The sequence below is a fragment of the Klebsiella sp. C360 genome, assembly GCF_048822415.1.
Taxonomy (GTDB): domain Bacteria; phylum Pseudomonadota; class Gammaproteobacteria; order Enterobacterales; family Enterobacteriaceae; genus Klebsiella; species Klebsiella quasipneumoniae.
The window spans coordinates 106,014-131,419 of record NZ_JBMEZZ010000005.1; the positions used below are offsets into that span (position 1 = coordinate 106,014).

25 protein-coding genes and 1 other annotated feature are annotated in these 25,406 nt (G+C 58.3%); of the genes, 16 read left to right on the forward strand and 9 right to left on the reverse strand.

The genetic code is table 11. From position 1 onward, the window contains the following. Position 1 precedes the first annotated feature (1 nt). Positions 2–1,669, reverse strand: a complete 1,668-nt coding sequence (gene ettA / locus ACOI7D_RS15480) for an energy-dependent translational throttle protein EttA (RefSeq protein ID WP_023291900.1) — start codon at positions 1,667–1,669, stop codon at positions 2–4. Positions 1,670–1,897: 228 nt separating this feature from the next. Here ettA and sltY point away from each other — a divergent pair, with 228 nt between their 5' ends. Together sltY and trpR are read left to right on the forward strand one after the other, a co-directional pair. After that, positions 1,898–3,835: a murein transglycosylase gene (gene sltY / locus ACOI7D_RS15485; RefSeq protein ID WP_044525328.1), complete on the forward strand. Its 1,938-nt coding sequence runs from the start codon at positions 1,898–1,900 to the stop codon at positions 3,833–3,835. A gap of 88 nt (positions 3,836–3,923) precedes the next feature. Continuing rightward, complete coding sequence (gene trpR / locus ACOI7D_RS15490) at positions 3,924–4,253, forward strand: trp operon repressor (protein ID WP_004204213.1); 330 nt, start codon at positions 3,924–3,926, stop codon at positions 4,251–4,253. Here the strand turns inward: trpR and yjjX are convergent. Beyond that, positions 4,240–4,755, reverse strand: a complete 516-nt coding sequence (gene yjjX / locus ACOI7D_RS15495; protein WP_032452387.1) for an inosine/xanthosine triphosphatase — start codon at positions 4,753–4,755, stop codon at positions 4,240–4,242. The genes trpR and yjjX overlap by 14 nt on opposite strands. A 113-nt stretch (positions 4,756–4,868) precedes the next feature. Between yjjX and gpmB the strand changes: the two genes are divergently transcribed. Continuing rightward, positions 4,869–5,516 (forward strand): 2,3-diphosphoglycerate-dependent phosphoglycerate mutase GpmB, encoded by a 648-nt coding sequence (gene gpmB / locus ACOI7D_RS15500; protein ID WP_004204216.1) that lies wholly within the window; start codon positions 4,869–4,871, stop codon positions 5,514–5,516. Here the strand turns inward: gpmB and robA are convergent. Beyond that, positions 5,513–6,382 carry an MDR efflux pump AcrAB transcriptional activator RobA gene (gene robA, locus ACOI7D_RS15505; protein ID WP_023291903.1) on the reverse strand — a complete coding sequence of 290 codons (870 nt, stop codon included), beginning with the start codon at positions 6,380–6,382 and terminating at the stop codon, positions 5,513–5,515. The genes gpmB and robA overlap by 4 nt on opposite strands. A gap of 209 nt (positions 6,383–6,591) precedes the next feature. Here robA and creA point away from each other — a divergent pair, with 209 nt between their 5' ends. From creA to creD, 4 genes are read left to right on the forward strand one after another with little or no spacing between them, the layout of a single operon-like run. Next, entirely contained in the window at positions 6,592–7,065 is a 474-nt protein-coding gene (gene creA, locus ACOI7D_RS15510) for a protein CreA (protein WP_009309170.1), read from the forward strand. Between the two features lie 12 nt (positions 7,066–7,077). Continuing rightward, positions 7,078–7,767, forward strand: a complete 690-nt coding sequence (gene creB / locus ACOI7D_RS15515; protein WP_060591469.1) for a two-component system response regulator CreB — start codon at positions 7,078–7,080, stop codon at positions 7,765–7,767. Then, entirely contained in the window at positions 7,767–9,191 is a 1,425-nt protein-coding gene (gene creC / locus ACOI7D_RS15520; protein ID WP_044525307.1) for a two-component system sensor histidine kinase CreC, read from the forward strand. The genes creB and creC overlap by 1 nt, the downstream gene beginning before the upstream one ends. 59 nt (positions 9,192–9,250) lie before the next feature. Then, positions 9,251–10,609 (forward strand): cell envelope integrity protein CreD, encoded by a 1,359-nt coding sequence (gene creD, locus ACOI7D_RS15525; protein WP_162543096.1) that lies wholly within the window; start codon positions 9,251–9,253, stop codon positions 10,607–10,609. Positions 10,610–10,672: 63 nt separating this feature from the next. Here creD and arcA read toward each other — a convergent pair whose 3' ends face one another. Further along, positions 10,673–11,389 (reverse strand): two-component system response regulator ArcA, encoded by a 717-nt coding sequence (gene arcA / locus ACOI7D_RS15530; RefSeq protein ID WP_002887843.1) that lies wholly within the window; start codon positions 11,387–11,389, stop codon positions 10,673–10,675. A gap of 95 nt (positions 11,390–11,484) precedes the next feature. Between arcA and yjjY the strand changes: the two genes are divergently transcribed. From yjjY to thrC, 6 genes are all read left to right on the forward strand, one after another. Then, positions 11,485–11,625: a protein YjjY gene (yjjY, locus tag ACOI7D_RS15535; RefSeq protein ID WP_004146984.1), complete on the forward strand. Its 141-nt coding sequence runs from the start codon at positions 11,485–11,487 to the stop codon at positions 11,623–11,625. Between the two features lie 396 nt (positions 11,626–12,021). After that, a complete protein-coding gene (locus ACOI7D_RS15540; RefSeq protein WP_032452390.1) occupies positions 12,022–12,708 on the forward strand; it encodes a tRNA/rRNA methyltransferase in 687 nt (228 codons plus the stop codon). Positions 12,709–12,919: 211 nt separating this feature from the next. Next, positions 12,920–12,988: a thr operon leader peptide gene (thrL, locus tag ACOI7D_RS15545; protein ID WP_004222578.1), complete on the forward strand. Its 69-nt coding sequence runs from the start codon at positions 12,920–12,922 to the stop codon at positions 12,986–12,988. Continuing rightward, positions 12,927–13,044, forward strand: a sequence feature (Thr leader region). It overlaps the preceding gene by 62 nt. A gap of 25 nt (positions 13,045–13,069) precedes the next feature. Beyond that, positions 13,070–15,532, forward strand: coding sequence for a bifunctional aspartate kinase/homoserine dehydrogenase I (gene thrA / locus ACOI7D_RS15550; RefSeq protein WP_044525310.1), 2,463 nt, complete (start codon positions 13,070–13,072; stop codon positions 15,530–15,532). A 1-nt stretch (position 15,533) separates the two neighbouring features. Continuing rightward, the gene (thrB, locus tag ACOI7D_RS15555; RefSeq protein WP_002887853.1) at positions 15,534–16,463 is read left to right on the forward strand and encodes a homoserine kinase; all 930 of its coding nucleotides are present in this window, start codon (positions 15,534–15,536) and stop codon (positions 16,461–16,463) included. Between the two features lie 3 nt (positions 16,464–16,466). Continuing rightward, the gene (gene thrC / locus ACOI7D_RS15560; protein ID WP_109546670.1) at positions 16,467–17,747 is read left to right on the forward strand and encodes a threonine synthase; all 1,281 of its coding nucleotides are present in this window, start codon (positions 16,467–16,469) and stop codon (positions 17,745–17,747) included. Positions 17,748–17,796: 49 nt separating this feature from the next. Here the strand turns inward: thrC and yaaA are convergent, their stop codons facing one another. Continuing rightward, positions 17,797–18,570, reverse strand: coding sequence for a peroxide stress protein YaaA (gene yaaA / locus ACOI7D_RS15565; protein WP_023291910.1), 774 nt, complete (start codon positions 18,568–18,570; stop codon positions 17,797–17,799). Between the two features lie 77 nt (positions 18,571–18,647). Continuing rightward, a complete protein-coding gene (locus ACOI7D_RS15570; protein WP_049014564.1) occupies positions 18,648–20,078 on the reverse strand; it encodes an alanine/glycine:cation symporter family protein in 1,431 nt (476 codons plus the stop codon). 202 nt (positions 20,079–20,280) lie between these two features. Between ACOI7D_RS15570 and tal the strand changes: the two genes are divergently transcribed. From tal to ACOI7D_RS15585, 3 genes are all read left to right on the forward strand, one after another. Beyond that, complete coding sequence (tal, locus tag ACOI7D_RS15575; RefSeq protein WP_004204228.1) at positions 20,281–21,234, forward strand: transaldolase; 954 nt, start codon at positions 20,281–20,283, stop codon at positions 21,232–21,234. 99 nt (positions 21,235–21,333) lie between these two features. After that, positions 21,334–21,921: a molybdopterin adenylyltransferase gene (mog, locus tag ACOI7D_RS15580; protein WP_004204229.1), complete on the forward strand. Its 588-nt coding sequence runs from the start codon at positions 21,334–21,336 to the stop codon at positions 21,919–21,921. Between the two features lie 119 nt (positions 21,922–22,040). After that, the gene (locus ACOI7D_RS15585) at positions 22,041–23,342 is read left to right on the forward strand and encodes an MFS transporter (protein WP_109546669.1); all 1,302 of its coding nucleotides are present in this window, start codon (positions 22,041–22,043) and stop codon (positions 23,340–23,342) included. 55 nt (positions 23,343–23,397) lie between these two features. On the opposite strand, the gene satP is transcribed toward ACOI7D_RS15585, so the two are convergent. From satP to ACOI7D_RS15600, 3 genes are all read right to left on the reverse strand, one after another. Continuing rightward, positions 23,398–23,964: an acetate uptake transporter gene (satP, locus tag ACOI7D_RS15590; RefSeq protein ID WP_032452395.1), complete on the reverse strand. Its 567-nt coding sequence runs from the start codon at positions 23,962–23,964 to the stop codon at positions 23,398–23,400. An 88-nt stretch (positions 23,965–24,052) separates the two neighbouring features. Then, the gene (gene msyB, locus ACOI7D_RS15595; protein ID WP_060591459.1) at positions 24,053–24,802 is read right to left on the reverse strand and encodes an acidic protein MsyB; all 750 of its coding nucleotides are present in this window, start codon (positions 24,800–24,802) and stop codon (positions 24,053–24,055) included. Between the two features lie 28 nt (positions 24,803–24,830). After that, on the reverse strand, positions 24,831–25,235 hold the full coding sequence (locus ACOI7D_RS15600; protein ID WP_023291916.1) for a DUF2541 family protein: 405 nt from the start codon (positions 25,233–25,235) through the stop codon (positions 24,831–24,833). Between the last annotated feature and the right edge of the window lie 171 nt (positions 25,236–25,406).

Sequence of the window (25,406 nt, forward strand, 5' to 3'; positions counted from 1 at the left end):
TTTATTTTGAGATACGTTTGTACTTGATTCGCTTCGGCTCCAGCGCGTCGGCGCCGAGGGTGCGTTTCTTGTACTCTTCGTACTCGGTAAAGTTACCTTCAAAGAACTCCACCTTACCTTCATCCTGGTAATCCAGAATGTGGGTGGCGATACGGTCAAGGAACCAACGGTCGTGCGAGATAACCATCGCGCAGCCCGGGAACTCCAGCAGGGCGTTTTCCAGCGCGCGCAGGGTTTCGATATCCAGGTCGTTGGTCGGTTCATCGAGCAGCAGTACGTTACCGCCAACCTGCAGCAGCTTCGCCAGGTGAAGACGACCGCGTTCACCGCCGGACAGTTCGCCAACGCGTTTGCCCTGGTCTACGCCTTTGAAGTTAAAGCGGCCCACGTAGGCGCGGCTCGGCATCTCGGTGTTGCCGATCTTCATGATATCCAGGCCGCCGGAGACCTCTTCCCACACGGTCTTGCTGTTGTCCATCGCGTCGCGGAACTGATCGACGGAGGCCAGCTTAACGGTTTCGCCCAGGGTGATGGTGCCGGAATCTGGCTGTTCCTGGCCGGACATCATGCGGAACAGCGTTGATTTACCCGCGCCGTTCGGGCCGATGATGCCGACGATAGCGCCCTTCGGTACCGAGAAGCTCAGATCGTCGATCAGCACGCGGTCGCCGTAGGATTTACGCAAGTTGCTGACTTCCAGAACTTTATCGCCCAGACGCGCGCCTGGCGGAATGAACAGTTCGTTGGTCTCGTTACGTTTCTGGTATTCAACGTTGTTGAGCTCTTCAAAGCGCGCCAGACGGGCTTTGCCCTTGGACTGACGGCCTTTCGCGCCCTGGCGAACCCACTCGAGCTCTTTCTCGATGGATTTGCGACGCGCGGCTTCCTGAGAGGCTTCCTGCGCCAGACGCTGATCTTTCTGCTCCAGCCAGGAGGAGTAGTTGCCTTCCCACGGAATACCTTCGCCGCGGTCAAGTTCGAGGATCCAACCGGCGACGTTATCGAGGAAGTAACGGTCGTGGGTAATTGCCACCACGGTGCCTTCGAAGTCGTGCAGGAAGCGTTCCAGCCAGGCGACGGACTCGGCGTCCAGGTGGTTGGTCGGTTCGTCGAGCAGCAGCATGTCTGGTTTTTCCAGCAGCAGGCGGCACAGCGCGACGCGGCGGCGTTCACCACCGGAAAGATTGGCGATTTTCGCATCCCAGTCCGGCAGGCGCAGGGCGTCGGCCGCGCGCTCCAGCTGCACGTTCAGATTGTGGCCGTCGTGCGCCTGGATAATCTCTTCGAACTTGCCTTGCTGTGCGGCAAGCTTATCGAAGTCTGCATCCGGCTCGGCGTATTTGGCATAGACTTCGTCCAGGCCCTTCAGCGCGTTAACCACTTCGGCGACCGCTTCTTCAACGGACTCGCGCACGGTGTGCTCCGGGTTGAGCTGCGGCTCCTGCGGCAGGTAGCCGATTTTAATGCCAGGCTGCGGACGCGCTTCACCTTCGATCTCGGTGTCGATACCGGCCATGATGCGCAGCAGGGTAGATTTACCGGCGCCGTTCAGACCGAGCACACCGATTTTTGCGCCAGGGAAAAAGCTGAGGGAGATATTTTTCAAAATATGACGTTTCGGCGGAACCACTTTGCCGACACGATGCATGGTATAAACGAATTGAGCCACGTTGGACTTCGCCTCTTTCTATTTTGATAGATAGTTCAAAGCCGAAGTGTAGCCTTTTTCGCGCGCTAATCCCAGCGAGGCGACAGGATTCACAGAAGCGTAAAAAAATGTTCAGGACATGGCGCGTTTAGCGTTGTCTGATTAGCATAAGTAAAGCCGCCTGCCGAACCGGCAGGGGCTTTTAAGCGGCACGATGCTGCGAAAATGCACCTGAAAGAGGAAGAGCTTGTGGAAAAAGCCAAAAAAATGGCGTGGCATCTTTTGGCTGCCAGCGTTGGTCTGTTGGCGTTGAGTCAGCTGGCGCATGCGGATTCACTGGATGAACAGCGCAGCCGCTACGCACAAATTAAGCAGGCGTGGGATAACCGGCAGATGGATGTGGTTGACCAGCTGATGCCCACGTTAAGCACCTATCCCCTGTATCCCTATTTGCAGTACCGGCAGATTACCGACGATCTGATGAACCAGCCAGCGCTGGTGGTGAAAAACTTTATTGACGCCAACCCGACGCTGCCCCCCGCGCGTTCATTACGTTCGCGCTTCGTGAATGAACTGGCCCGGCGCAGCGACTGGCGCGGCTTGCTGGCGTTTAGTCCCGATAAGCCGACCAGCACCGAGGCGCAGTGCAACTACTACTACGCCAAACTGAGCGTGGGGCAGTCGCAGGAGGCCTGGAGCGGAGCGAAAGACCTCTGGCTGACGGGCAAGAACCAGCCCGGCGCCTGTGAACCGCTGTTCAGCGCCTGGCGCGACTCCGGCCAGCAGGATCCGCTGGCTTATCTCGAACGGATCCGCCTGGCGATGAAGGCCGGCAATATCGGGCTGGTGAAATCGCTGGCCCAGCAGATGCCCGCCAACTACCAGAGCATCGCCAGCGCCGTGGTTGCCCTGGCTAACGATCCTAACAGCGTCCTGACCTTTGCCCGCACCACCGGGGCGACGGACTTTACCCGCCAGATGGCCGCCGTCGCCTTCGCCAGCGTCGCCCGTCAGGATGTGGAAAATGCCCGTTTGATGATCCCTTCGCTGGTGCAGGCCCAGCAGCTCAATGAGGATCAGACCCAGGAGCTACGCGATATTGTCGCCTGGCGCCTGATGGGGAATGATGTGACCGAAGAGCAGGCCATCTGGCGCGACGATGCGATTATGCGATCGCAGTCCACGCCGCTGGTGGAGCGGCGGGTGCGGATGGCGCTGGGGACGGGCGATCGCCATGGCCTGAATACCTGGCTGGCGCGCCTGCCGATGGAGGCGAAAGAGAAAGACGAATGGCGCTACTGGCAGGCGGATCTGTTGCTGGAGCGCGGCAGGGACGAGGAGGCGCAGGCGATCCTCCGGTCGTTGATGCAGCAGCGCGGTTTCTACCCGATGGTCGCCGCACAGCGTCTCGGCGAGGAGTATACCTTCCGCATCGATAAAGCGACTGGCACGCTCGATCCGGCGCTGGCTTCCGGTCCGGAGATGGCCCGGGTACGCGAGCTGATGTACTGGAATATGGATAACACCGCGCGCACCGAATGGGCGAATCTGGTCACCAGCCGCACGAAATCTCAGCAGGCGCAGCTGGCGCGCTATGCCTTCGATCAGCACTGGTGGGATCTGAGCGTCCAGGCGACGATCGCCGGCAAGCTGTGGGATCAGCTGGAGGAGCGCTTCCCGCTGGCCTATAACGATCTGTTTGCCCGCTATATCAGCGGTAAAGATATTCCGCAGAGCTACGCGATGGCCATTGCCCGCCAGGAGAGCGCCTGGAACCCGAAAGTGCGCTCGCCGGTCGGCGCCAGCGGGCTGATGCAGATTATGCCGGGCACCGCGACGCATACCGTCAGCATGTTCCGCATTCCCGGCTACAGCGGCCCGTCGCAGCTATTGGATCCGGAAACCAACATCAACATCGGCACCAGCTATCTGCAGTACGTTTACCAGCAGTTCGGCAATAACCGCATCTACGCCTCGGCGGCCTATAACGCCGGGCCGGGTCGGGTACGCACCTGGCAGGGGAACAGCGCCGGACGGATCGACGCCGTGGCGTTTGTCGAGAGTATTCCGTTCTCGGAAACCCGCGGCTACGTGAAGAATGTCCTCTCCTATGACGCCTACTACCGCTACTTTATGGGACAGCAGGATAAGCTCTTCAGCGATGCGGAGTGGCGGCAGCGTTACTGATCGCCGGGAAGTATGTTATGCTTTGTACTCGTTGAAGAGTACATTCGACGGGCAGCGTAAGCTGCCCGTCTCAATATGGTGGCGCGATATGACCCAACAATCTCCCTATTCCGCGGCCGTTGCCGAACAACGTCATCAGGAGTGGCTGCGCTTTGTGGCGCTGCTACAGCAGGCCTATGCGCAGGATCTACATCTGCCGCTGCTGCAGCTAATGCTAACCCCTGATGAGCGCGAAGCGCTGGGAACCCGGGTGCGCATTATCGAAGAGCTGCTGCGCGGCGAGATGAGCCAGCGCGAGCTGAAAAATGAGCTCGGCGCCGGCATTGCGACCATTACCCGCGGGTCGAACAGCCTGAAGTCGGCGCCGGTTGAGCTGCGCCAGTGGCTGGAGCAGACGCTGCTGGCTAGCGATAAATAGCGTTGTGGAACGGACTTAACGCCAGCACGACCGCCTGATGGTAAACGCTGCTGCGGGTTAATTTGCCGCCGGTGAAAACCCCAATCGCCCCCTCTTTACGACCGATCTGATCGATGCCGGTATACTGCGACATGACCGGCCCGAGGGCTTCGCCAGCGCGAACCTGCTCAAGAATAACGTCAGGCAACGGCAGCGTGGCTGAGCGCGCTTCTCCGCGCTGGCTGGCGCTTTCGATGACCACCCAGCTAAAGGTACTGCCATCGTCAATTCCGGCTTCGATGGCGACCCAGAAATCGGCATGGGGCTGGGCGAGGCGCGCATTGGCGACGCGATTTCGTGCGCCAGCGCGCGTTTCCTCGCTGCCGAAGGGCTGTTCCGGCACGCCGCTCTCGACGGATACGGACTCAATGTGGCAGGATCCTTCGCCGAAAATCTCGTCAAAAGCCTGCAGAATTGCCTGAATTTTGGCGGGATTAGTGGTCGCTGAGACAACATGGTGCATAATCAAAACAACTCAGAATAAACTAACGTCATCGCAGTATACTCTAAATCACCCCCAGGGCAGGCGGTAATGCCCGAAAGCGGTCGATAACGAGTTCAGAACGGAAAAAAAGCATGTTACAGGTATACCTTGTTCGCCACGGTGAAACGCAGTGGAACGCCGAGCGACGTATTCAGGGTCAGTCCGACAGTCCGCTGACCGCACACGGTGAGCGCCAGGCCTGGCAGGTTGGCGAGCGCGCCAGAACGCTGGGGATCACCCATATCATTACCAGCGATCTGGGACGAACCCGCCGCACAGCAGAGATTATCGCCGAAGCCTGCGGCTGCAGCGTGATCGCCGATGCGCGCCTGCGCGAGCTGGATATGGGGGTGCTGGAGAAGCGCCATATCGACTCGCTCAGCGAAGAAGAAGAGGGCTGGCGCCGCCAGCTGGTCAACGGCACGCCGGATGGTCGTATTCCTCAGGGCGAATCGATGCAGGAGCTTAGCGAACGCATGCATGCGGCGCTGGCAGCCTGTCTGGAATTACCGGCCGGTAGTCGACCGCTGCTGGTGAGTCATGGTATCGCGCTGGGCTGCCTGGTGAGCACGATTTTAGGGCTGCCGGCGTACGCAGAGCGTCGGCTGCGTCTGCGCAACTGCTCTATCTCGCGCGTCGATTATCAGCAGAGCCCGTGGCTGGCTTCCGGCTGGGTGGTGGAAACGGCGGGCGACGTCTCGCATCTTGACGCCCCCGCGATGGACGAGCTGCAGCGTTAACGGCGGATCGGGATCAGATATTCGCAGCGCAACTGAATCGGCGTGTCCTGATCCCGGCTTTCATCTTCAGGATAGAAGCGTTCAATATCCAGCCCCTTGCGACGCGTCAGGTTCAGCATCGGCATGCAGGTGCCGTAGACCGTCAGGATGAATTCCTGCAGGCCGGTACCCAGCCCTTCATACGTAAACATGACATACTCGCCGCCCTCCAGCGTCACCGGATGGGCGTTCTGCAGGTGGCCGTTAGCCATCTCCGGCGTCAGCGCGGTGGTATAGAACACTTCCTGTTCATCGTCTTTCTCCAGGCTCGGACGCGGTTCATGCAGCCCATAGAGCACCGGGGGGATCGACGGCGAGTTGCCGAGGAAATCGCGCCAGAACTGGACCCGCATCTGGTTGCGGAAGTCGGAGATTTCCTCCAGCTTACAGGTATAGCTCTGGGTTACCCCCAGCAGTTGAGTCGTGGGCAGGGCGACAAATTCATGTTTCGGCAGGGTAAACTCGCCAAGACGCAGCGGCGGACGCATACCGAACGAGCTCCAGTCCGGCGAGCGGCGGTAGAGCGCCGGCGTCAGCGAGAACTGCTTCTTAAACGCCCGGGTGAAGGTCTGCTGGGAGTCGAAACGGTACTGCAGCGCAATATCAAGGATTGGACGGGCGGTAAGGCGTAATGCGACAGCTGATTTCGACAACCGGCGCGCGCGAATATAGGCACCGATGGCATGGCCGGTGACATCCTTAAACATTCGCTGCAAATGCCACTTGGAATAACCCGCCTTCGCCGCCACATTGTCCAGAGAAAGCGGCTGATCCAGGTGACCTTCCAGCCAGCTAAGGAGATCGCGAATAATCCCTGCTTGATCCATAAAATGTCCCCATCCTTAAACACAGGTGCCTGATATTAAAGTAGCGGATAATAGCATTTTTTGATGTTTTAGCATTCAGTGTTTTTTTTGCTTTTAAATGCGGTAGGTCCGTGGATCTGAACGAGAATTTTGTAAAGCTGTGATCTATAAACCTTTTCCGCAAAGTGCGTGATAATCACTCAGCTATATTTTTTAAGAATGGTAACAATATGAAATACAAGAAGTTTGCGATGGGCCTGCTGCTGCTGGCCGGCTGCCAGGTCGCTCAGGCGGAGCAGATTGGTTCCGTGGATACGGTCTTCAAATGGTTAGGGCCGGATCACAAAATTGTCGTCGAAGCCTTTGACGATCCGGATGTGCAGAACGTGACCTGCTATATCAGCCGGGCGAAGACCGGCGGGATCAAAGGCGGGCTGGGTCTGGCGGAAGATACCTCCGACGCGGCCATCTCCTGCCAGCAGGTCGGGCCGATTGAGCTGACGGACAAAATCAAAAATGGCAAAAGCCAGGGCGACGTGGTGTTCCAGAAGCGCACCTCGCTGGTGTTTAAAAAGCTACAGGTCGTTCGCTTCTATGATGCGAAACGCAATGCGCTGGTCTACCTGACCTATTCGGATAAAGTGGTTGATGGTTCGCCGAAGAACGCCATCAGCGCCGTGCCGATTATGCCCTGGAATAAATAAACGGGAGCGCGCATGCAGCAGCCACGGATTTGGTTAGTTGAGGATGAACAGAGTATCGCCGATACCCTGGTTTATATGCTCCAGCAGGAGGGCTTCCAGGTCACCGTCTTTGATCGCGGGTTGCCCGCGCTGGAGGCGGCGGCGCATCAGGTGCCCGATGTGGCCATCCTCGACGTCGGCTTGCCGGATATCAGCGGCTTCGAGCTCTGTCGGCGCCTGCTGACGCGCTTTCCGGCGCTGCCGGTGCTGTTTCTGACGGCGCGGAGCGACGAGGTCGATAAGCTGCTGGGGCTGGAAATCGGCGCTGACGATTACATCGCCAAGCCGTTTTCGCCGCGCGAAGTCTGCGCGCGGGTGCGCAGCGTGCTGCGGCGGCTGCAAAAATTCGCCGCGCCTTCGTCGGTAGTTCGCGTCGGCGAGTTTGTGCTTGACGAGCAGGCGGCGTCGATAAGCTGGTTCGGCCAGCCGCTGAACCTGACGCGCTATGAATTTCTGCTGTTGAAAACGCTGCTTCACGCGCCCGGTCGCGTCTTCTCCCGCCAGCAGCTGATGGAGCTGGTGTGGAGCGATGCCTGGGAAAGCCTCGACCGCACCGTCGACACCCACATCAAAACCCTGCGCGCTAAACTGCGGGCCGTCAATCCTGAGGTGGCGCCAATCAATACCCATCGCGGGATGGGCTACAGCCTGGGGCGCGGCTGATGCGCATCGGCATGCGCCTGCTGCTGGGCTATTTTCTTATCGTCGCGATCGCCGCGTGGTTTGTACTGTCGATCTTTGTCCAGGAAGTGAAGCCGGGCGTGCGCCGGGCGACGGAGGGGACCCTCAACGATACCGCCACCCTGCTGGCGGCGCTGGCGCGTGAGGACCTGCTGGCGGCAAACCCGCAGCAGGGCAGGCTGGCGCAGGCCTTTCACCAGCTCAACCAGCAACGGCTCAACGCCAATATTGGCGGAATTAAAAAGGTGCGGAATGAGTACCGCGTCTATCTGACCGATGCCCGGGGCAAGGTGGTGTTTGACTCGAGCGGAGAGGCGACAGGGCAGGACTATTCACGCTGGAACGACGTCTGGCTCACCCTGCGCGGCCAGTACGGCGCGCGCAGTACGCGCAGCGATCCGCATGATGAAGCCAGCTCGGTGATGTATATCGCCGCGCCGGTGATGGATAAGGGGCGGATTATCGGCGTGCTGAGCGTCGGTAAACCCAACCTGGCGATGACGCCGGTCATTCAGCGCAGCGAGCGGCGGATCCTCTGGGCCGGCGGCGCCCTGCTGGGCATTGCCCTGTTGATTGGCTGCGGCGTCGTCTGGTGGATCAATTTCTCTATCGGCAAGCTGGTGCGCTATGCGGACTCGGTGACCGCTGACCGCCCGCTGCCGCTGCCGGAGGTCGGCAGCAGCGAACTGCGTAAGCTGGCCCAGGCGCTGGAGAGCATGCGGGTGAAGCTCGAAGGCAAAAACGCCATCGAAAATTATGTCTATGACCTGACTCACGAGCTGAAAAGTCCGCTGGCGGCCATCCGCGGTGCGGCGGAGATCCTGCGCGAAGAGCCGCCGCCTGCGGTGGCGGCGCGGTTTACTGAGAATATCCTCGCGCAAAATACTCGCATGCAGCTGTTGGTGGAGCGGTTGCTCCAGCAGGCGCGACTGGAAAGCCGGCTGGAGATAAAGCCGCAGCCGGTGTCGATAGATGCGCTATACCAACGCCTGGCGGAAGAGCGCGACATCGCCCTGGCGGCGAAAGCCATCACCCTGCGCTGGCAGGAAAGTGGGATGCTGGTCAATGGCGATGGCGAACTGCTGTCCCAGGCGCTGGGCAATCTGCTCGACAACGCGATTGATTTTACCCCCCAAGGGGGCGAGATCGCCCTGGCAGTAGAGAAACGAAATGCAGAGGTGCGATTGAGCGTAACGGATAACGGATGCGGTATTCCGGAGTATGCCCTGACGCGGATCTTTGATCGGTTCTACTCGCTGCCGCGTGAAGACGGCCATAAGAGCAGCGGCCTTGGGCTGGCCTTCGTTCGTGAAGTCGCGCGCCTGCATCACGGCGATATCCGTCTACACAATCGGCCCGAAGGCGGCGTGGTTGCCACGTTGAGACTTCACCGTCCCTTCACATAGCTTCAAATTCCCCCCACACAACCGCCCTATTGTGAGGCCATCACGATAGGGAGAAAGCTATGTTGAAATCACCGTTATTCTGGAAAATCACCACGTTAATAGGCTGTATTGTGCTGTTATCTCTGCCTTTGATGATAGTCAGGGAGCTCATCAATGAGCGGGCTGATTATCGCAGCGAGGTTGTGGATGCCATTGAACAGAGCACCAGCGGCCCGCAAAAACTCGCCGGGCCGCTGATCGCTATTCCGGTAACCGAGACGCTGACCCGCAGGGAGAACCAAAAAGAGGTCGAATATCAGCGGAGCTGGGAGTACTACTGGCTGCCGGAGTCGCTGGCGGTCAGCGGCAAACAGACCGTGGAGTCGAGGAGGGTGGGCATCTACAGCGGACAGGTCTGGCATAACGCCCTGCAGATCAAGGCCACCTTCGATCCGCTGCGTCTGGCGTCATTGCGAAAAACGAATATCTCCCTGGGCCAGCCGCGGCTGGTGGTGAGCGTCGGCGATGCCCGCGGCATTGGCGCCATCCATGCCCCGGAAGTTAACGGCAGCGTATTAAGCGTGGAGCCTGGGCTGGGGATCAGCGGCGATGGGGCGGGCATCCATATGCCGATGCCTGCGCTGGCGGAGGACAACAAGCCGCTTGAGATCGCTTTTTCGCTCGATCTGAACGGGACGGGCGCATTTTCACTGGCGCCGCTCGGGCGCAACAGCGAGCTGCAGCTGACCAGTAACTGGCCGCATCCCGGCTTTCTCGGCAGCTTCCTGCCAACGAAACGCGAAGTGAATGCTGCCGGCTATCGCGCCCACTGGCAAAGCAGCTGGTTCGCCAACGATATGGGCAACTATTTCAAGGATGATATGGAGATCCCGTGGTCGCGCCTGCCTGCGTTCAGTGCCGATGTCATGTCGCTTGCCGACCAGTATCAGCTAACCGACCGGGCGACAAAATATGCCATCCTGTTAATTGGGTTGACGTTTATGGCCTTTTTCGCTTTCGAAAGCCTGACCCATCGCCCCCTGCATCCGATGCAATATTTGCTGGTGGGCCTATCGCTGGTGCTGTTTTACCTGGTGCTGCTGGCGCTTTCGGAGCACATTGGCTTTACCGCCGCCTGGCTGGCCGCCAGCCTGTCCGGCGCGGTGATGAACGGGATCTACCTCCAGGCGGTGCTCAGGGGATGGCGTAACAGCCTGCTGTTTGTCGCGGCGCTGCTGCTGCTGGACGGGGTGATGTGGTTTCTGCTGCATTCCGAGGACAGCGCGCTGCTGTTGGGTACCGGGGTGCTGGTGCTGGCGCTAAGCAGCCTGATGTTTTTGACCCGGCGAGTGGACTGGTATGCGTTATCGTTACCGAAAGGCAGTGTGCCTCCGCCGCCGTCTGCCGATGACGACAAACTGCGCCTCTGGAAAGAGTGACGGCATAAAAAAACGGCGCCCTCGGGGCGCCGTTTTCACATCATGGCTGCGGAATAAATCACATTATTCCTGCAGATCGCCACAGAAACGGTAACCTTCACCGTGAATGGTAGCGATGATTTCCGGGGTATCCGGAGTGGATTCGAAGTGTTTACGAATCCGACGAATGGTCACGTCAACGGTACGGTCATGCGGCTTCAGCTCGCGACCGGTCATTTTCTTCAGCAGCTCGGCACGAGACTGAATTTTGCCCGGGTTTTCGCAGAAGTGCAGCATCGCGCGGAATTCACTGCGCGGCAGCTTGTACTGTTCGCCGTTCGGGCTGACCAGGGAACGGCTGTTGATATCGAGTTCCCAGCCGTTGAACTTGTAGCTTTCCACGCTGCGACGCTCTTCGCTCACGGTACCGAGGTTCATGGTACGGGAGAGCAGGTTGCGCGCGCGGATAGTCAGTTCACGCGGGTTAAACGGTTTAGTGATATAGTCGTCAGCGCCGATTTCGAGGCCAAGGATCTTATCCACTTCGTTGTCGCGACCGGTTAAGAACATCAGCGCGACGTCAGCCTGCTCGCGCAGCTCGCGCGCCAGCAGAAGACCATTTTTACCCGGCAGGTTGATATCCATGATCACCAGGTTGATATCATTTTCAGACAGGATCTGATGCATTTCCGCGCCATCGGTCGCTTCGAATACATCGTAACCTTCTGCTTCGAAAATACTTTTTAACGTGTTGCGTGTTACCAACTCGTCTTCAACGATAAGAATGTGCGGGGTCTGCATGTTTGCTACCTAAATTGCCAACTAAATCGAAACAGGAAGTACCAAAGTCCCTGACCTGCCTGCTGCATGTCGCAAATTAACATGCGCGGCGTAACATGACTAAAGTACGTAATTGCGTTCTTGATGCACTTTCCATCAACGTCAACAACATCATTAGCTTGGTCGTGGGTACTTTCCCTCTGGACCCGACGGTGTCAAAAACGGCTGACATCCTAACCATTTTAACAGCAACATAACAGGCTAAGAGAGGCCGAACACCCAATAAAACTACGCTTCGTTGACATATATCAAGTTCAATTGTAGCACGTTAACAGTCTTGTGAAATCATTGCATCGCCATGCTCTTTATAGTCACAATCTTTACCCGGCTCAACTAGTTGCGTGGATAAATTAATAAATACAGTGAATCCAATGCCTGGAACGATGCGTCAGGTGAAATTTCATTGCCCATCATATGGATAAATGGGTTCTGTTAACATACTCCTTGTCATGGCCTCCTGAGAACAGTTTAGATTTTTTTATGGGTAAGAAAACGCAATTTTAGTGATTTTTGTTGCAAATTTGTAAATTTTCACCGCGTAAAATGGGGGGCTCCGCGCCTCGACAACGCCTGAGAGAGAGAAAAAAACCGCAATGCGTTTAACGATTATTTTAGTCGGTCCTGCCCGGGCCGAGAACGTCGGCGCCGCCGCCAGGGCGATGAAAACCATGGGATTTCGCGATCTGCGGATCGTGGACAGTGAAGCCCATCTGGCGCCGGCGGCACGCTGGGTGGCGCACGGCTCAGGCGACATCCTCGATGGCATCACCACCTATTCCACCCTTGCCGAGGCGCTGCACGACGTCGATTTTACCGTCGCCACCACCGCCCGCAGTCGCGCGCGGTTTCACTATTACGCCACGCCGCAGCAGCTGTTGCCGCTGCTGGAGGAGAAGGCGAACTGGATGACCCATACCGCGCTGGTATTTGGCCGTGAAGACGCCGGATTGACCAATGAGGAGCTGGCCCTGGCCGATGTGCTGACCGGCGTGCCGATGGCCGCGGATTATCCTTCGCTAAACCTCGGTCAGTCGGTGATGGTCTACTGCTATCAATTAGCATCGCTTATGCAACAACCGGCGCCCGCCGCCGCCGCGGCAGACCATCATCAGCTGCAGGCGTTGCGCCTGCGCGCCCTGGCCTTGCTTTCGCGTCTGGGCGTGGAGGATGATGCCAAACTGGCCGACTGGCTGTCGCAACGAATGGGGCTGCTGCAGCAGCGCGACACGGCAATGTTGCATCGTTTGCTGCATGATATTGAAAAAAACCTGTCAGAATAAAGCTCTGCCATATATTTTAATTATGGTTGTATGTGCTGTTTTTGCGGGAGTTACTCCGCCGATCTGGATGTTTTTCCTTGTCGGGGTGGCGCAATACGTAAGCTCGCTGAAATGGGGTTAATTGAGAAATTCATTGACTTAAGAGGGCAGATACTTTAACCAATATAGGCAGGACACACAGACAGATAAAAATACAGAGTACACAACATCCATGAATCGCATCGGCATGATTACCACCATTATCACCACCACCATTACCACAGGTAACGGTGCGGGCTGACGCGTACAGGAAACACAGAAAAAAGCCCGCACCTGAACAGTGCGGGCTTTTTTTTTGACAAGAGATCAAGGGGTAAGAACCATGCGAGTGTTGAAGTTCGGCGGTACATCAGTGGCAAATGCGGAACGGTTTCTGCGGGTTGCCGATATTCTGGAGAGTAATGCCAGGCAGGGGCAGGTAGCGACCGTCCTGTCTGCCCCGGCGAAGATCACCAACCATCTGGTAGCGATGATTGAAAAGACCATTGGCGGCCAGGATGCCCTCCCCAATATTGCCGACGCTGAACGCATTTTTACCGAACTTCTTCAGGGCCTTGCCGACGCCCAGCCCGCTTTCCCGCTCGCCCAGCTGAAAGCCTTTGTTGAGCAGGAGTTTGCTCAGATTAAGCATGTCCTGCACGGTATCAGCCTGCTGGGTCAGTGCCCGGACAGCGTCAATGCCGCGCTGATCTGCCGAGGCGAAAAGCTCTCCATCGCCATCATGGCGGGTCTGCTGGAAGCCCGTGGTCATAAAGTCAGTGTGATTAACCCGGTGGAAAAACTGCTCGCGGTGGGCCACTATCTGGAATCCACGGTCGATATCGCCGAATCCACCCGCCGCATCGCCGCCAGCCAGATCCCGGCAGACCATATGATCCTGATGGCCGGGTTTACCGCCGGCAATGAGAAGGGCGAGTTGGTGGTGCTGGGGCGCAACGGCTCCGACTATTCGGCTGCGGTACTGGCCGCCTGCCTGCGCGCCGACTGCTGCGAAATCTGGACCGATGTCGACGGCGTGTACACTTGCGACCCGCGCCAGGTGCCGGATGCGCGTCTGCTGAAATCGATGTCTTATCAGGAGGCGATGGAGCTCTCCTACTTTGGCGCGAAAGTGCTGCACCCGCGCACCATCGCCCCTATCGCCCAGTTCCAAATCCCATGTCTGATTAAAAATACCGGCAACCCGCAGGCGCCGGGAACGCTCATCGGCGCCAGCCGCGACGAGGACGATCTGCCGGTCAAAGGCATCTCTAACCTCAACAACATGGCGATGTTCAATGTCTCCGGGCCGGGGATGAAAGGCATGGTCGGCATGGCGGCCCGCGTCTTCGCCACCATGTCCCGCGCCGGCATCTCGGTCGTGCTGATCACCCAATCCTCTTCCGAGTACAGCATCAGTTTCTGCGTGCCGCAGAGCGACTGCGCGCGTGCTAAACGGGCGATGGAAGATGAGTTTTATCTCGAGCTGAAAGAGGGGCTGCTGGAGCCGCTGGCCATTATGGAGCGTCTGGCTATTATCTCGGTGGTGGGCGACGGAATGCGCACTCTGCGCGGTATCTCGGCAAAGTTTTTTGCCGCGCTGGCCCGCGCCAATATCAATATCGTGGCGATTGCCCAGGGTTCATCCGAGCGCTCCATTTCGGTGGTGGTCAGCAATGACGACGCCACCACCGGCGTGCGCGTGACCCATCAGATGCTGTTCAACACCGACCAGGTGATCGAAGTGTTCGTCATCGGCGTCGGCGGCGTCGGCGGCGCGCTGCTGGAGCAAATCAAACGCCAGCAGAGTTGGCTGAAGAGCAAACATATCGATCTGCGCGTTTGCGGCGTGGCCAACTCTCAGGCGCTGCTGACCAGCGTGCATGGTCTGAATCTGGAAAACTGGAGTGAGGCGCTGGCGGAGGCGAAAGAACCCTTTAATCTCGGTCGCCTGATCCGCCTGGTAAAAGAGTACCACCTGCTGAATCCGGTGATCGTCGACTGTACCTCCAGCCAGGCGGTCGCCGATCAGTACGCCGACTTCCTGCGCGAAGGTTTCCATGTGGTCACGCCGAATAAAAAGGCCAATACCTCTTCGCTGGATTACTATCATCAGCTGCGCCACGCCGCGAGCAGCTCGCGCCGCAAGTTCCTCTATGACACTAACGTTGGCGCTGGCCTGCCGGTGATTGAGAACCTGCAGAACCTGCTCAACGCCGGCGATGAACTGCGCCATTTCTCCGGGATCCTCTCCGGCTCTCTGTCGTTTATCTTCGGCAAGCTGGATGAGGGCGTGAGTTTCTCGGCGGCGACGGCGATGGCCCGTGAGATGGGGTATACCGAGCCGGATCCGCGCGACGATTTATCCGGGGTGGATGTCGCGCGTAAGCTGCTGATTCTGGCCCGTGAGACCGGACGTGAACTGGAGCTGTCGGACATTATCGTCGAGTCGGCGCTGCCGGCGGACTTCGACGCCAGCGGTGATGTTGAGACCTTTATGGCCCGCCTGCCGTCGCTGGATGATGCGTTCGCCTCGCGGATCGCTAAGGCGCGCGATGAAGGTAAAGTCTTGCGCTATGTCGGTAACATCGAAGAGGATGGTACCTGCCGGGTGAAAATTGCCGCCGTTGACGGCAACGATCCGCTGTTCAAAGTCAAAAATGGCGAGAACGCGCTGGCCTTTTACAGCCACTATTATCAGCCATTGCCGCTGGTGCTGCGCGGCTATGGTGCCGGGAACGACGTCACGGCGGCCGGTGTTTTCGCCGACCTGCTGCGCACCCTTTCCTGGAAGTTAGGAGTTTAAGATGGTCAAAGTATATGCCCCGGCTTCCAGTGCCAATATGAGCGTCGGGTTTGATGTGTTGGGCGCGGCGGTCACGCCGGTCGATGGCACGCTGCTTGGCGACAACGTTACTGTCGAAGCGGCGGAGCAATTCAGCCTGCAGAATCTGGGACGCTTCGCCAGCAAACTGCCGACGGCGCCGCAGGAGAACATTGTTTACCAGTGCTGGGAAAGCTTTTGCCGGGAGATCGGTAAAACGGTGCCGGTGGCGATGACCCTGGAAAAAAACATGCCGATTGGCTCCGGGCTGGGCTCCAGCGCCTGCTCGGTGGTCGCCGCGCTGGTGGCGATGAACGAGTTTTGCGGTAAGCCGCTGAACGAGACGCGCATGCTGGCGCTGATGGGGGAGATGGAAGGGCGTATCTCCGGCAGCATTCACTACGACAACGTGGCGCCGTGCTATCTTGGCGGCATGCAGTTGATGATCGAAGAGAACGGGATTATCAGCCAGCAGGTGCCCGGGTTTGATGAGTGGCTGTGGGTGCTGGCCTATCCGGGGATTAAAGTATCCACCGCCGAAGCGCGGGCGATTCTGCCGGCGCAGTACCGCCGTCAGGATTGTATCGCCCATGGTCGCCACCTCGCGGGCTTTATTCACGCCTGCTACACCCGCCAGCCGCAGCTGGCGGCAAAATTGATGAAAGATGTGATTGCCGAACCGTACCGAACCAAACTGCTGCCGGGCTTTAGCGAAGCGCGTCAGGCGGCCATGGAGATGGGCGCCCAGGCTTGCGGCATCTCCGGCTCTGGCCCAACGCTGTTCGCGTTGTGCGATAAGCCGGACACCGCACAGCGCGTCGCCGACTGGCTTGGCGCGCACTATCTGCAGAATCAGGAAGGCTTTGTTCATATTTGCCGGCTGGACACGGCGGGCGCACGCGTAGTGGGATAACCAATGAAACTGTATAACTTAAAAGATCACAATGAGCAGGTCAGCTTTGCGCAGGCCGTTACCCAGGGACTTGGCAAGCATCAGGGCCTGTTCTTTCCGCACGATCTGCCGGAATTCAGCCTGACTGAAATCGACGACATGCTGGCGCAGGATTTTGTCACCCGCAGCGCCAAAATTTTATCCGCCTTTATCGGCGATGAGATCCCGCAGGATGTCCTGCAGCAGCGGGTCCGCGCGGCGTTTGCGTTTCCGGCGCCGGTGAGCAAGGTTCAGGAGGATGTCGGCTGTCTGGAGCTGTTCCATGGCCCCACGCTGGCCTTCAAGGATTTCGGCGGCCGCTTTATGGCGCAGATGCTGACCCACATCGCGGGCGATAAGCCGGTCACCATCCTCACGGCGACCTCTGGCGATACCGGGGCGGCGGTGGCGCATGCTTTCTACGGACTGCCGAACGTTAAGGTAGTGATCCTCTACCCGCGCGGCAAGATCAGCCCGCTGCAGGAGAAGCTGTTCTGTACTCTCGGCGGCAACATTGAAACCGTGGCGATTGACGGCGACTTCGACGCCTGCCAGGCGCTGGTGAAGCAGGCGTTTGACGATGAAGAACTGAAGGCGACGCTGGGGCTCAACTCGGCTAACTCCATTAACATCAGCCGCTTGCTGGCGCAGATCTGCTACTACTTCGAAGCGGTGGCGCAGCTGCCGCAGGAAGCCCGCAATCAGCTGGTGATTTCCGTGCCGAGCGGCAACTTCGGCGATCTGACCGCCGGTCTGCTGGCGAAGTCGCTGGGTCTGCCGATCAAACGCTTTATCGCCGCCACCAATGCCAACGACACCGTTCCGCGCTATCTGCAGGGCGGCGAGTGGGCGCCAAAAGCCACCCAGGCGACGCTGTCCAACGCCATGGACGTCAGCCAGCCGAACAACTGGCCGCGTGTCGAAGAGCTGTTCCGCCGTAAAATCTGGCGTCTCAGCGAGCTGGGCTATGCCGCGGTCGATGATGAGACCACCAAAGCGGCAATGCGCGAGCTGAAGGCCATCGGCTACATCTCTGAGCCGCACGCGGCGATTGCCTGGCGCGCGCTGCGCGATCAGCTGCAGCCGGGAGAGTACGGTCTGTTCCTCGGCACCGCCCATCCGGCGAAGTTCAAAGAGAGCGTGGAGGAGATCCTGCAGGAGACCCTGCCGCTGCCGAAAGAGCTGGCCGACCGCGCCGACCTGCCGCTGCTGTCTCACAACCTGCCGGCGGATTTCGCCGCGCTGCGTAAGCTGATGATGGGCTAAATCCTTACCGTCCCCCTGTTGCGTCGATCGCCGTAGGGGGACCGTTTACTTACTGCTCGTGGCGTTTAAACACCAGTTCGCCTTTCTCCGACGCTTCTACATCAAAGAAATAGCCTTCGCTATTAAAGGATTTCAGCTGTTCCGGCTGGGTTAAGCGGTTTTCAATAATGTAGCGACTCATCAGGCCACGGGCCTTCTTGGCATAGAAGCTGATCACTTTGAATTTGCCGTTCTTCTCATCGAGGAATACCGGCTTGATCAGCTGGCCCTGCAATTTTTGCGTTTTCACCGATTTAAAATATTCATCGGAAGCCAGGTTGATGACGATATCGTCGCCCTGAGCCTGCAGCGCCTGATTCAGCTTCTCGGTAATGGTCTCGCCCCAGAACTGGTACAGATCTTTGCCGCGGGGGTTTTCCAGACGGATCCCCATCTCCAGGCGGTAGGGCTGCATCAGGTCCAGCGGACGCAGCACGCCATACAGGCCGGAGAGCATGCGCAGGTGTCGCTGGGCGAAGTCAAAGTCGTCCTCGGTGAGCGTCTCTGCCTGCAGGCCGGTGTAGACATCGCCCTTAAAGGCGAGGATCGCCTGGCGGGCATTTTGCGGCGTAAAGTCAGGGTGCCAGTCGTGGAAACGGGTGGCGTTCAGATCCGCCAGCTTGTCGCTGATGCTCATCAGCTTGCCGATTTGCGGCGCGGTCAGCTGACGGGCGATGCTGATAAGCTGTTGAGAATACTCGAGGAGTTCGGGCTGGGTATAGCGAGTCGTTGCCAGCGGGCTTTGATAATCGAGCGTTTTAGCAGGTGAAATCAGAATCAGCATATCCAGTCCTTGCAGGTAATTTCGACGAATTTTAACAAAAAAAGTGCATGGAGGGATCGATAGCTGCGATTGCCGCGCTATTCGCGCGGCAGTTCATTCCACGCGCCCGGGGCCAGCTGTTGGTGAATCTCAGGATAGCGCGACGCATCGAAAGTGGGCTGAATGCCCAGCTGGCGCTGACGCAGATAATCACTGGCGATAATCCGCACCGTCGGGGAGAGCAGCAGGATGGCCGTCAGGTTGGTCATCGCCATCAGCGCCATAATGATATCCGCGCTCTGCCAGACGACCGGCAGGCTAACCACGGTTCCCAGCAGCACCATCAGGACGGTAAGTATCCGCAGCGCCCAGATATAGCGCGGCTTATCCAGACGCAGAAAGACCAGATTATTTTCCGCGTACAGGTAGTTGGCGACGATAGAGCTAAAGGCGAACAGCAGCACGATGAAAGCGATAAAACCCGCCCCCCAGCCCCCGACCAGCATGCTCATCGCGTGCTGCAGGGCCTGGATGCCGTTGAGCGTATACTCATTGTCGGGGTGAGGCGCCAGCATGACGATAATCGCGCTGGCGGTACAGATGACGATGGTATCAATAAACACGCCAATCATCTGCACGATACCCTGCGCCGCCGGGTGCGGCGGCCAGGAGGCGGCGGCTGCGGCGGCGTTAGGCGAAGAGCCCATTCCGGCTTCATTGGAGAACATGCCGCGCTGAAAGCCGCTGGTCAGCGCCTGGCTGATGGTGTAGCCCACCGCGCCGGCGGCGGCTTCCTGCCAGCCGAAGGCGCAGCGAAAGATGGTGGCGAAAATCGTCGGCAGGGCGGTGATATGCCACAGGCCGATAATCAGGCTGGTGGCGATCCACAGCAGCGCCATGATGGGGACGATCCACTGCATCAGGCGCGCCACGCCGCGTAAACCACGGCGGATGGCCAGCAGAACGACAACGGCCAGCACGCCGCCGCTGACTGCCGCCGGCAGATCGAACGCATAGCGCAGGGCATGGGCCACGGAGTTGGCCTGTACGGTATTGAAGATAAAGCCATAGGCCAGCAGCAGGAGGATCGAAAACAGAACGCCCATCCAGCGCATGCCGAGCCCGCGCGCCATATACCAGGCCGGACCGCCGCGAAACTGCCCGCGGCTATCGCGCTCTTTATACAGCTGGGCAAGGGAACATTCGGCGAAGCTGCTGGCCATGCCGAGCAGGGCGGAGACCCACATCCAGAATACGGCGCCAGGCCCGCCGGCGGCGATAGCCAGCGTGACGCCGGCAAGATTGCCGCTGCCGACTCGCGCAGCAAGGCTGGTACAGAGCGCCTGAAAGGAGGTTAAACCGCCCGGCTGCGGGTGCAGGCTTTTTTTCAGGCTGCGGCCAAATTTGCGCACGTAACGGAACTGAATACCCCGGGTTTGCCAGCTAAACCAGATACCGGCGCCCAGTAGCAGATAAATCATCACTGAGCCCCAGAGTATTTCATTGATAAATGAGAGAAAATCAGGCATTAAACATCCTCTTGTCCATGCCGGCACGCCAGTGTAAGCGTTACCAATTAAGTGACAATCCTTGCGCTTTCAGCAAATTAATCTGCATAGTTTATCACACTCTGCGCTCTTCTCTCGTCGGCGGTTGCGCTGACCCGGCAGCGTGTTATCATCTGGGCAGACCGGTTACATCCCCTTAACTGCTGTTTAAGAGAAATATATCATGACGGATAAATTAACTTCTCTGCGTCAGTACACCACTGTCGTCGCTGACACCGGAGATATTGCGGCAATGAAGCTGTATCAGCCTCAGGATGCCACCACCAACCCTTCCCTGATCCTCGGCGCGGCTCAGATCCCTGAGTACCGTAAGCTGATTGACGACGCTGTGGCCTGGGCTCGTAGCCAGAGCAGCGATCGCGCGCAGCAGATCCTCGATGCTTCCGACAAGCTGGCGGTGAACATCGGTCTCGAAATTCTGAAACTGATCCCGGGCCGTATCTCCACCGAAGTGGATGCGCGTCTCTCCTACGACACCGAAGCGTCTATCGCTAAAGCCAAGCGCATCATCAAGCTGTATAACGACGCGGGCATCAGCAACGATCGTATTCTGATCAAGCTGGCTTCCACCTGGCAGGGCATTCGCGCCGCTGAACAGCTGGAAAAAGAGGGCATCAACTGCAACCTGACGCTGCTGTTCTCCTTCGCTCAGGCTCGCGCTTGCGCCGAAGCGGGCGTCTTCCTGATTTCGCCGTTCGTTGGCCGTATCCTCGACTGGTACAAAGCCAACACCGATAAGAAAGAGTACGCGCCGGCAGAAGATCCGGGCGTGGTTTCCGTCAGCGAAATCTACGAGTACTACAAGCAGCACGGTTATGAAACCGTGGTGATGGGCGCCAGCTTCCGTAACGTTGGCGAAATTCTGGAACTGGCTGGCTGTGACCGCCTGACCATCGCCCCGGCGCTGCTGAAAGAGCTGTCCGAAAGCGAAGGCGCCGTTGAGCGTAAACTGGTGTATACCGGTGAAGTGAAAGCGCGTCCGGAGCGTATTACCGAATCTGAGTTCCTGTGGCAGCATAACCAGGATCCGATGGCGGTAGACAAACTGGCGGAAGGTATCCGTAAGTTTGCGATCGACCAGGAAAAACTGGAAAAAATGATCGGCGAACTGCTGTAATCCCGCAGGTGGCCGACGCCCGTCGGCCACATTACACTGTCTGTCCCGCCAGCAGCAGTGTATCATTTCGTTTAACGCCACAGTTTGAACGGAATAACCATGAATACCTTACGAATCGGCTTAGTTTCCATTTCCGATCGCGCCTCCAGCGGCGTCTATCAGGACAAAGGCATCCCGGCACTGGAAGAGTGGCTGGCGCGTGCCCTTACCACCCCTTTTGAACTGCAGACTCGCCTGATCCCGGATGAGCAGGTCATTATTGAGCAAACGCTGTGCGAACTGGTTGACGAGATGGGGTGCCATCTGGTGCTGACCACCGGCGGCACCGGCCCGGCGCGTCGCGATGTGACGCCCGACGCCACGCTGGCGATTGCCGATCGCGAGATGCCGGGCTTCGGCGAGCAAATGCGCCAGGTTAGCCTACACTTTGTGCCGACGGCGATCCTTTCCCGGCAGGTCGGGGTGATCCGCAAGCAGGCGCTGATCCTCAATCTTCCCGGACAACCGAAAGCGATTCAGGAGACCCTGGAAGGGGTGAAAGATGCTGACGGCAACGTGCTGGTGCACGGTATTTTCGCAAGTGTACCTTATTGTGTACAGTTGCTGGAGGGGCCTTATGTGGAAACCGATGGCCGTGTGGTAGAAGCATTTCGTCCCAAAAGTGCCCGACGCGAAACTTTATCCTGAATTTGATGCATTTGTGACATAACATGCATCACTGATGGTGTGCCGTTTTATTTACGATATAGTGCTGTTTACTTTACACACTATAAAATACGCTGCACGCCTCAGGATGAAATCGCGTTATGTCATATGCAAACCGACCGCTCAACCGCCAGGATTATAAAACGCTGACGCTGGCCGCCCTTGGCGGCGCGCTGGAGTTTTATGACTTTATCATCTTTGTTTTCTTCGCCGCCGTCGTCGGCGAGCTCTTCTTCCCCGCGGATATTCCGGAATGGCTTCGCCAGGTACAGACCTTTGGCATTTTCGCCGCCGGTTACCTGGCGCGTCCGCTGGGGGGGATCATCATGGCCCATTTTGGCGATCTGGTTGGCCGCAAGAAAATGTTTACCCTCAGCATCCTGCTGATGGCGCTGCCGACCCTGGCGATTGGTCTGTTGCCGACCTACAGCTCGGTGGGCATCGTCGCGCCGCTGTTGTTGCTGCTGATGCGTATTCTGCAGGGGGCGGCGATCGGCGGCGAGGTGCCTGGCGCCTGGGTATTTGTCGCCGAGCATGTTCCGGAAAAACGCATTGGTATCGCCTGCGGCACGCTGACGGCCGGCCTGACCGTAGGCATCCTGCTGGGATCGGTGGTAGCGACGCTTATCAACACCAGCCTGACGCCGCAGGGGATCCACGACGGCGGCTGGCGGATCCCCTTCCTGCTGGGAGGCGTATTTGGTCTGGTGGCGATGTATCTGCGCCGCTGGCTGCAGGAGACGCCGATTTTTCTTGAGATGCAGCAGCGCAAAGCGCTGGCGCAGGAGCTGCCGGTAAAAGCGGTCGTCCTCAAACACCAGAAGGCGGTGGCGGTCTCTATGCTGCTGACCTGGCTGCTGTCGGCAGGCGTGGTGGTGGTGATCCTGATGTCGCCGGTCTGGCTGCAGAAACACTATGGCTTCGCCCCGGCGATAACCCTGCAGGCCAACAGCATTGCCACGATTATGTTGTGCATCGGCTGTCTGCTCGCCGGGCTGGCGGCGGACCGCTTCGGCGCCAGCCGCACCTTTATCGTCGGCAGCCTGCTGCTGGCGGTTGCCAGCTGGGCGTTTTACCACCTGTCTGGCGCCAGCCCGCAGCGGTTGTTTCTGCTCTACGGCACGGTGGGACTCTGTGTGGGCGTGGTGGGGGCGGTGCCTTATGTTATGGTGCGGGCCTTCCCGGCGGAAGTGCGCTTCACCGGCATCTCCTTTTCCTACAATCTGTCGTACGCGATTTTTGGCGGCCTGACGCCAATTGCCGTCACGATGCTGATGGGGGTGTCGCCGATGGCCCCGGCCTGGTATGTGCTGGCCTTGTCTCTGATGGGGCTGGGATTAGGTATCTGGCTGCGTCAGGGGCTGACGGAGGTGAGCTTGCCGGAAGGGGAGCTGCAGCGCTAGGCAGGTTTGCCGATGATGACCAGCCGCCGCCCTGTCACAGGGCGGCGGCGGAAGATTAACGCGGTTCGCCGATCGGCAGCACGGTGCGGCCGAACTGCTCGTTCAGCACTTCGCCCATCGCCAGGTAAATGGCGCTGGCGCCGCAAACCAGGCCGACCCAGCCGGCAACTTTCACGATGCCTTCGTTATCCACCAGATGACCAATCGCCAGCAGCGCAAACAGCACCGTCAGGCTCAGGAACACGAACTGCAGCATGCGTGCGGCTTTCAGCGTACCGAAGAACATGAACAACGTAAAAATACCCCACAGGCCGAGATACATGCCGAGGAAGTGCGCGTTCGGCGCATCAGCCAGGCCCATTTTCGGCATCAGGAGAATAGCAACCAGCGTCAGCCAGAAGCTGCCGTAGGAGGTAAAAGCGGTCAAGCCAAAGGTGTTGCCTTTTTTGTATTCCAGCAGGCCGGCAAAAATTTGCGCAATGCCGCCGTAAAAAATGCCCATCGCCAGGATAGCTACATCGAATGCGAACAGGCCGCTATTCGCCAGGTTAAGCAGAATAGTGGTCATGCCGAAGCCCATAAGGCCCAGCGGTGCCGGATTAGCCAACTTAGTGTTGCCCATAATTCCTCAAAATTATCATTAAAAGGGAAGCATTACCCCGCGACTTGGCGGCGGGGCGCGGCATAATAATGAGGCGCGGAAAGGCTGTCTATGATCTGGCGGGGTATTTTTCACCAATTTCAGCTGCGCCCGACGACGAGTGGAGCATTTGTCGTAAACAGGCAATATGCAAAACCGCGGGGATGGTGACCCGATAAGCGCTGCCGCTTACCGCTTTCACGCTGTTCAGCGCGGCGCCAAGCGGCCCCCCCAGCCCGGCGCCGCGTACCAGGCCATGGCCGATGACGCTCACGGCGGCGTGCGTGCGCAGGATGGCGGTTAACCGCTCATCCAGTAGCAGGGCAACGCCTTCACTCAGCTTGCGGCGCCTCAACAGATGGGGCAGCAGGCTTTCCAGCTCATGGCTCCGGCACTCCACCGCGGCGAGAAACTGCGTTTTTTGTTCCTCATCCAGCTTATTCCAGCTGTGCTGCAGAAAATGCGTCAACAACTGTTGCTCGATCTGCGGCGTCGTCATTTGTTTATCGACCTTCGCCTTTAGCCTTTTACACACATCCAGCAGGATGGCGCGATAAAATTTGCCATGGCGGCGCAGCGTATTGGCGATGCTGTCGCCGCCGAAATGCTGTAGCTCGCCGGCGATCAACTGCCAGTTGCGGCGATAGCGCTCCGGGTGGCCCTCCATAGACAGAAAGGTCTCGTTGCGCAGCAGCGTACTGGAGAGACGGGGTTTGCCATTTTCCCCGTGGGTCAGAATACGGGTAAACGCTTCCAGATGCGCCTCGCTGCACTCAGGCAGAAAGGCGAGATCGTCATCATCCAGATAGTTAATATGCATAACGTTTTCTCTCGGGCAGGGGACGACGTTAGTCGTCGCCGATAATTTTCAGTGAGGCCATATCTGAGGAGTTGACCGTGTGGCCGGAGAAGGCGATTTTTTTCACACAGCGCTTGTTGTCGTTATCGCTGTTGAGGGAGATCCAGCCGGTGGTGTGGCCCTCTTTGATCCCGGCGGGCACGTTCAGGGTGTGGCTGGCGCCGTGGCTGGCCTTAAAGTAGACCGTTGCTCCGGAGAGCTGAATATCGCCGCGTTCGGCGCTGAGCTGAATACGTTTGACCACCCGGCAGACGGGGAGCTTCAGCGTCAGATCGTTGGTCTCATTGCGCGGCATGGCTATCACGCCGAGGATCTTATGGTCGTTGGCGGCCGCCGAGGTGATAACTGACACGCTAAGGATAAGCCCGGCTGATAGCCGGAATAGTGATTTCATTAATCTGTCCCCTGAATAAGTAAAGTGCGAGGGCGGGGATCTTATCACTGCGAAAACGGGGCTTTTAGCGCACAAGTATTGCGTTTTATGTCAATGATATTATGAATATATTCGGTTTTTTTATTCGTTACTTGTATGGGTGTTTCGCCATCTTTTTTGCCGCCCGGCAAC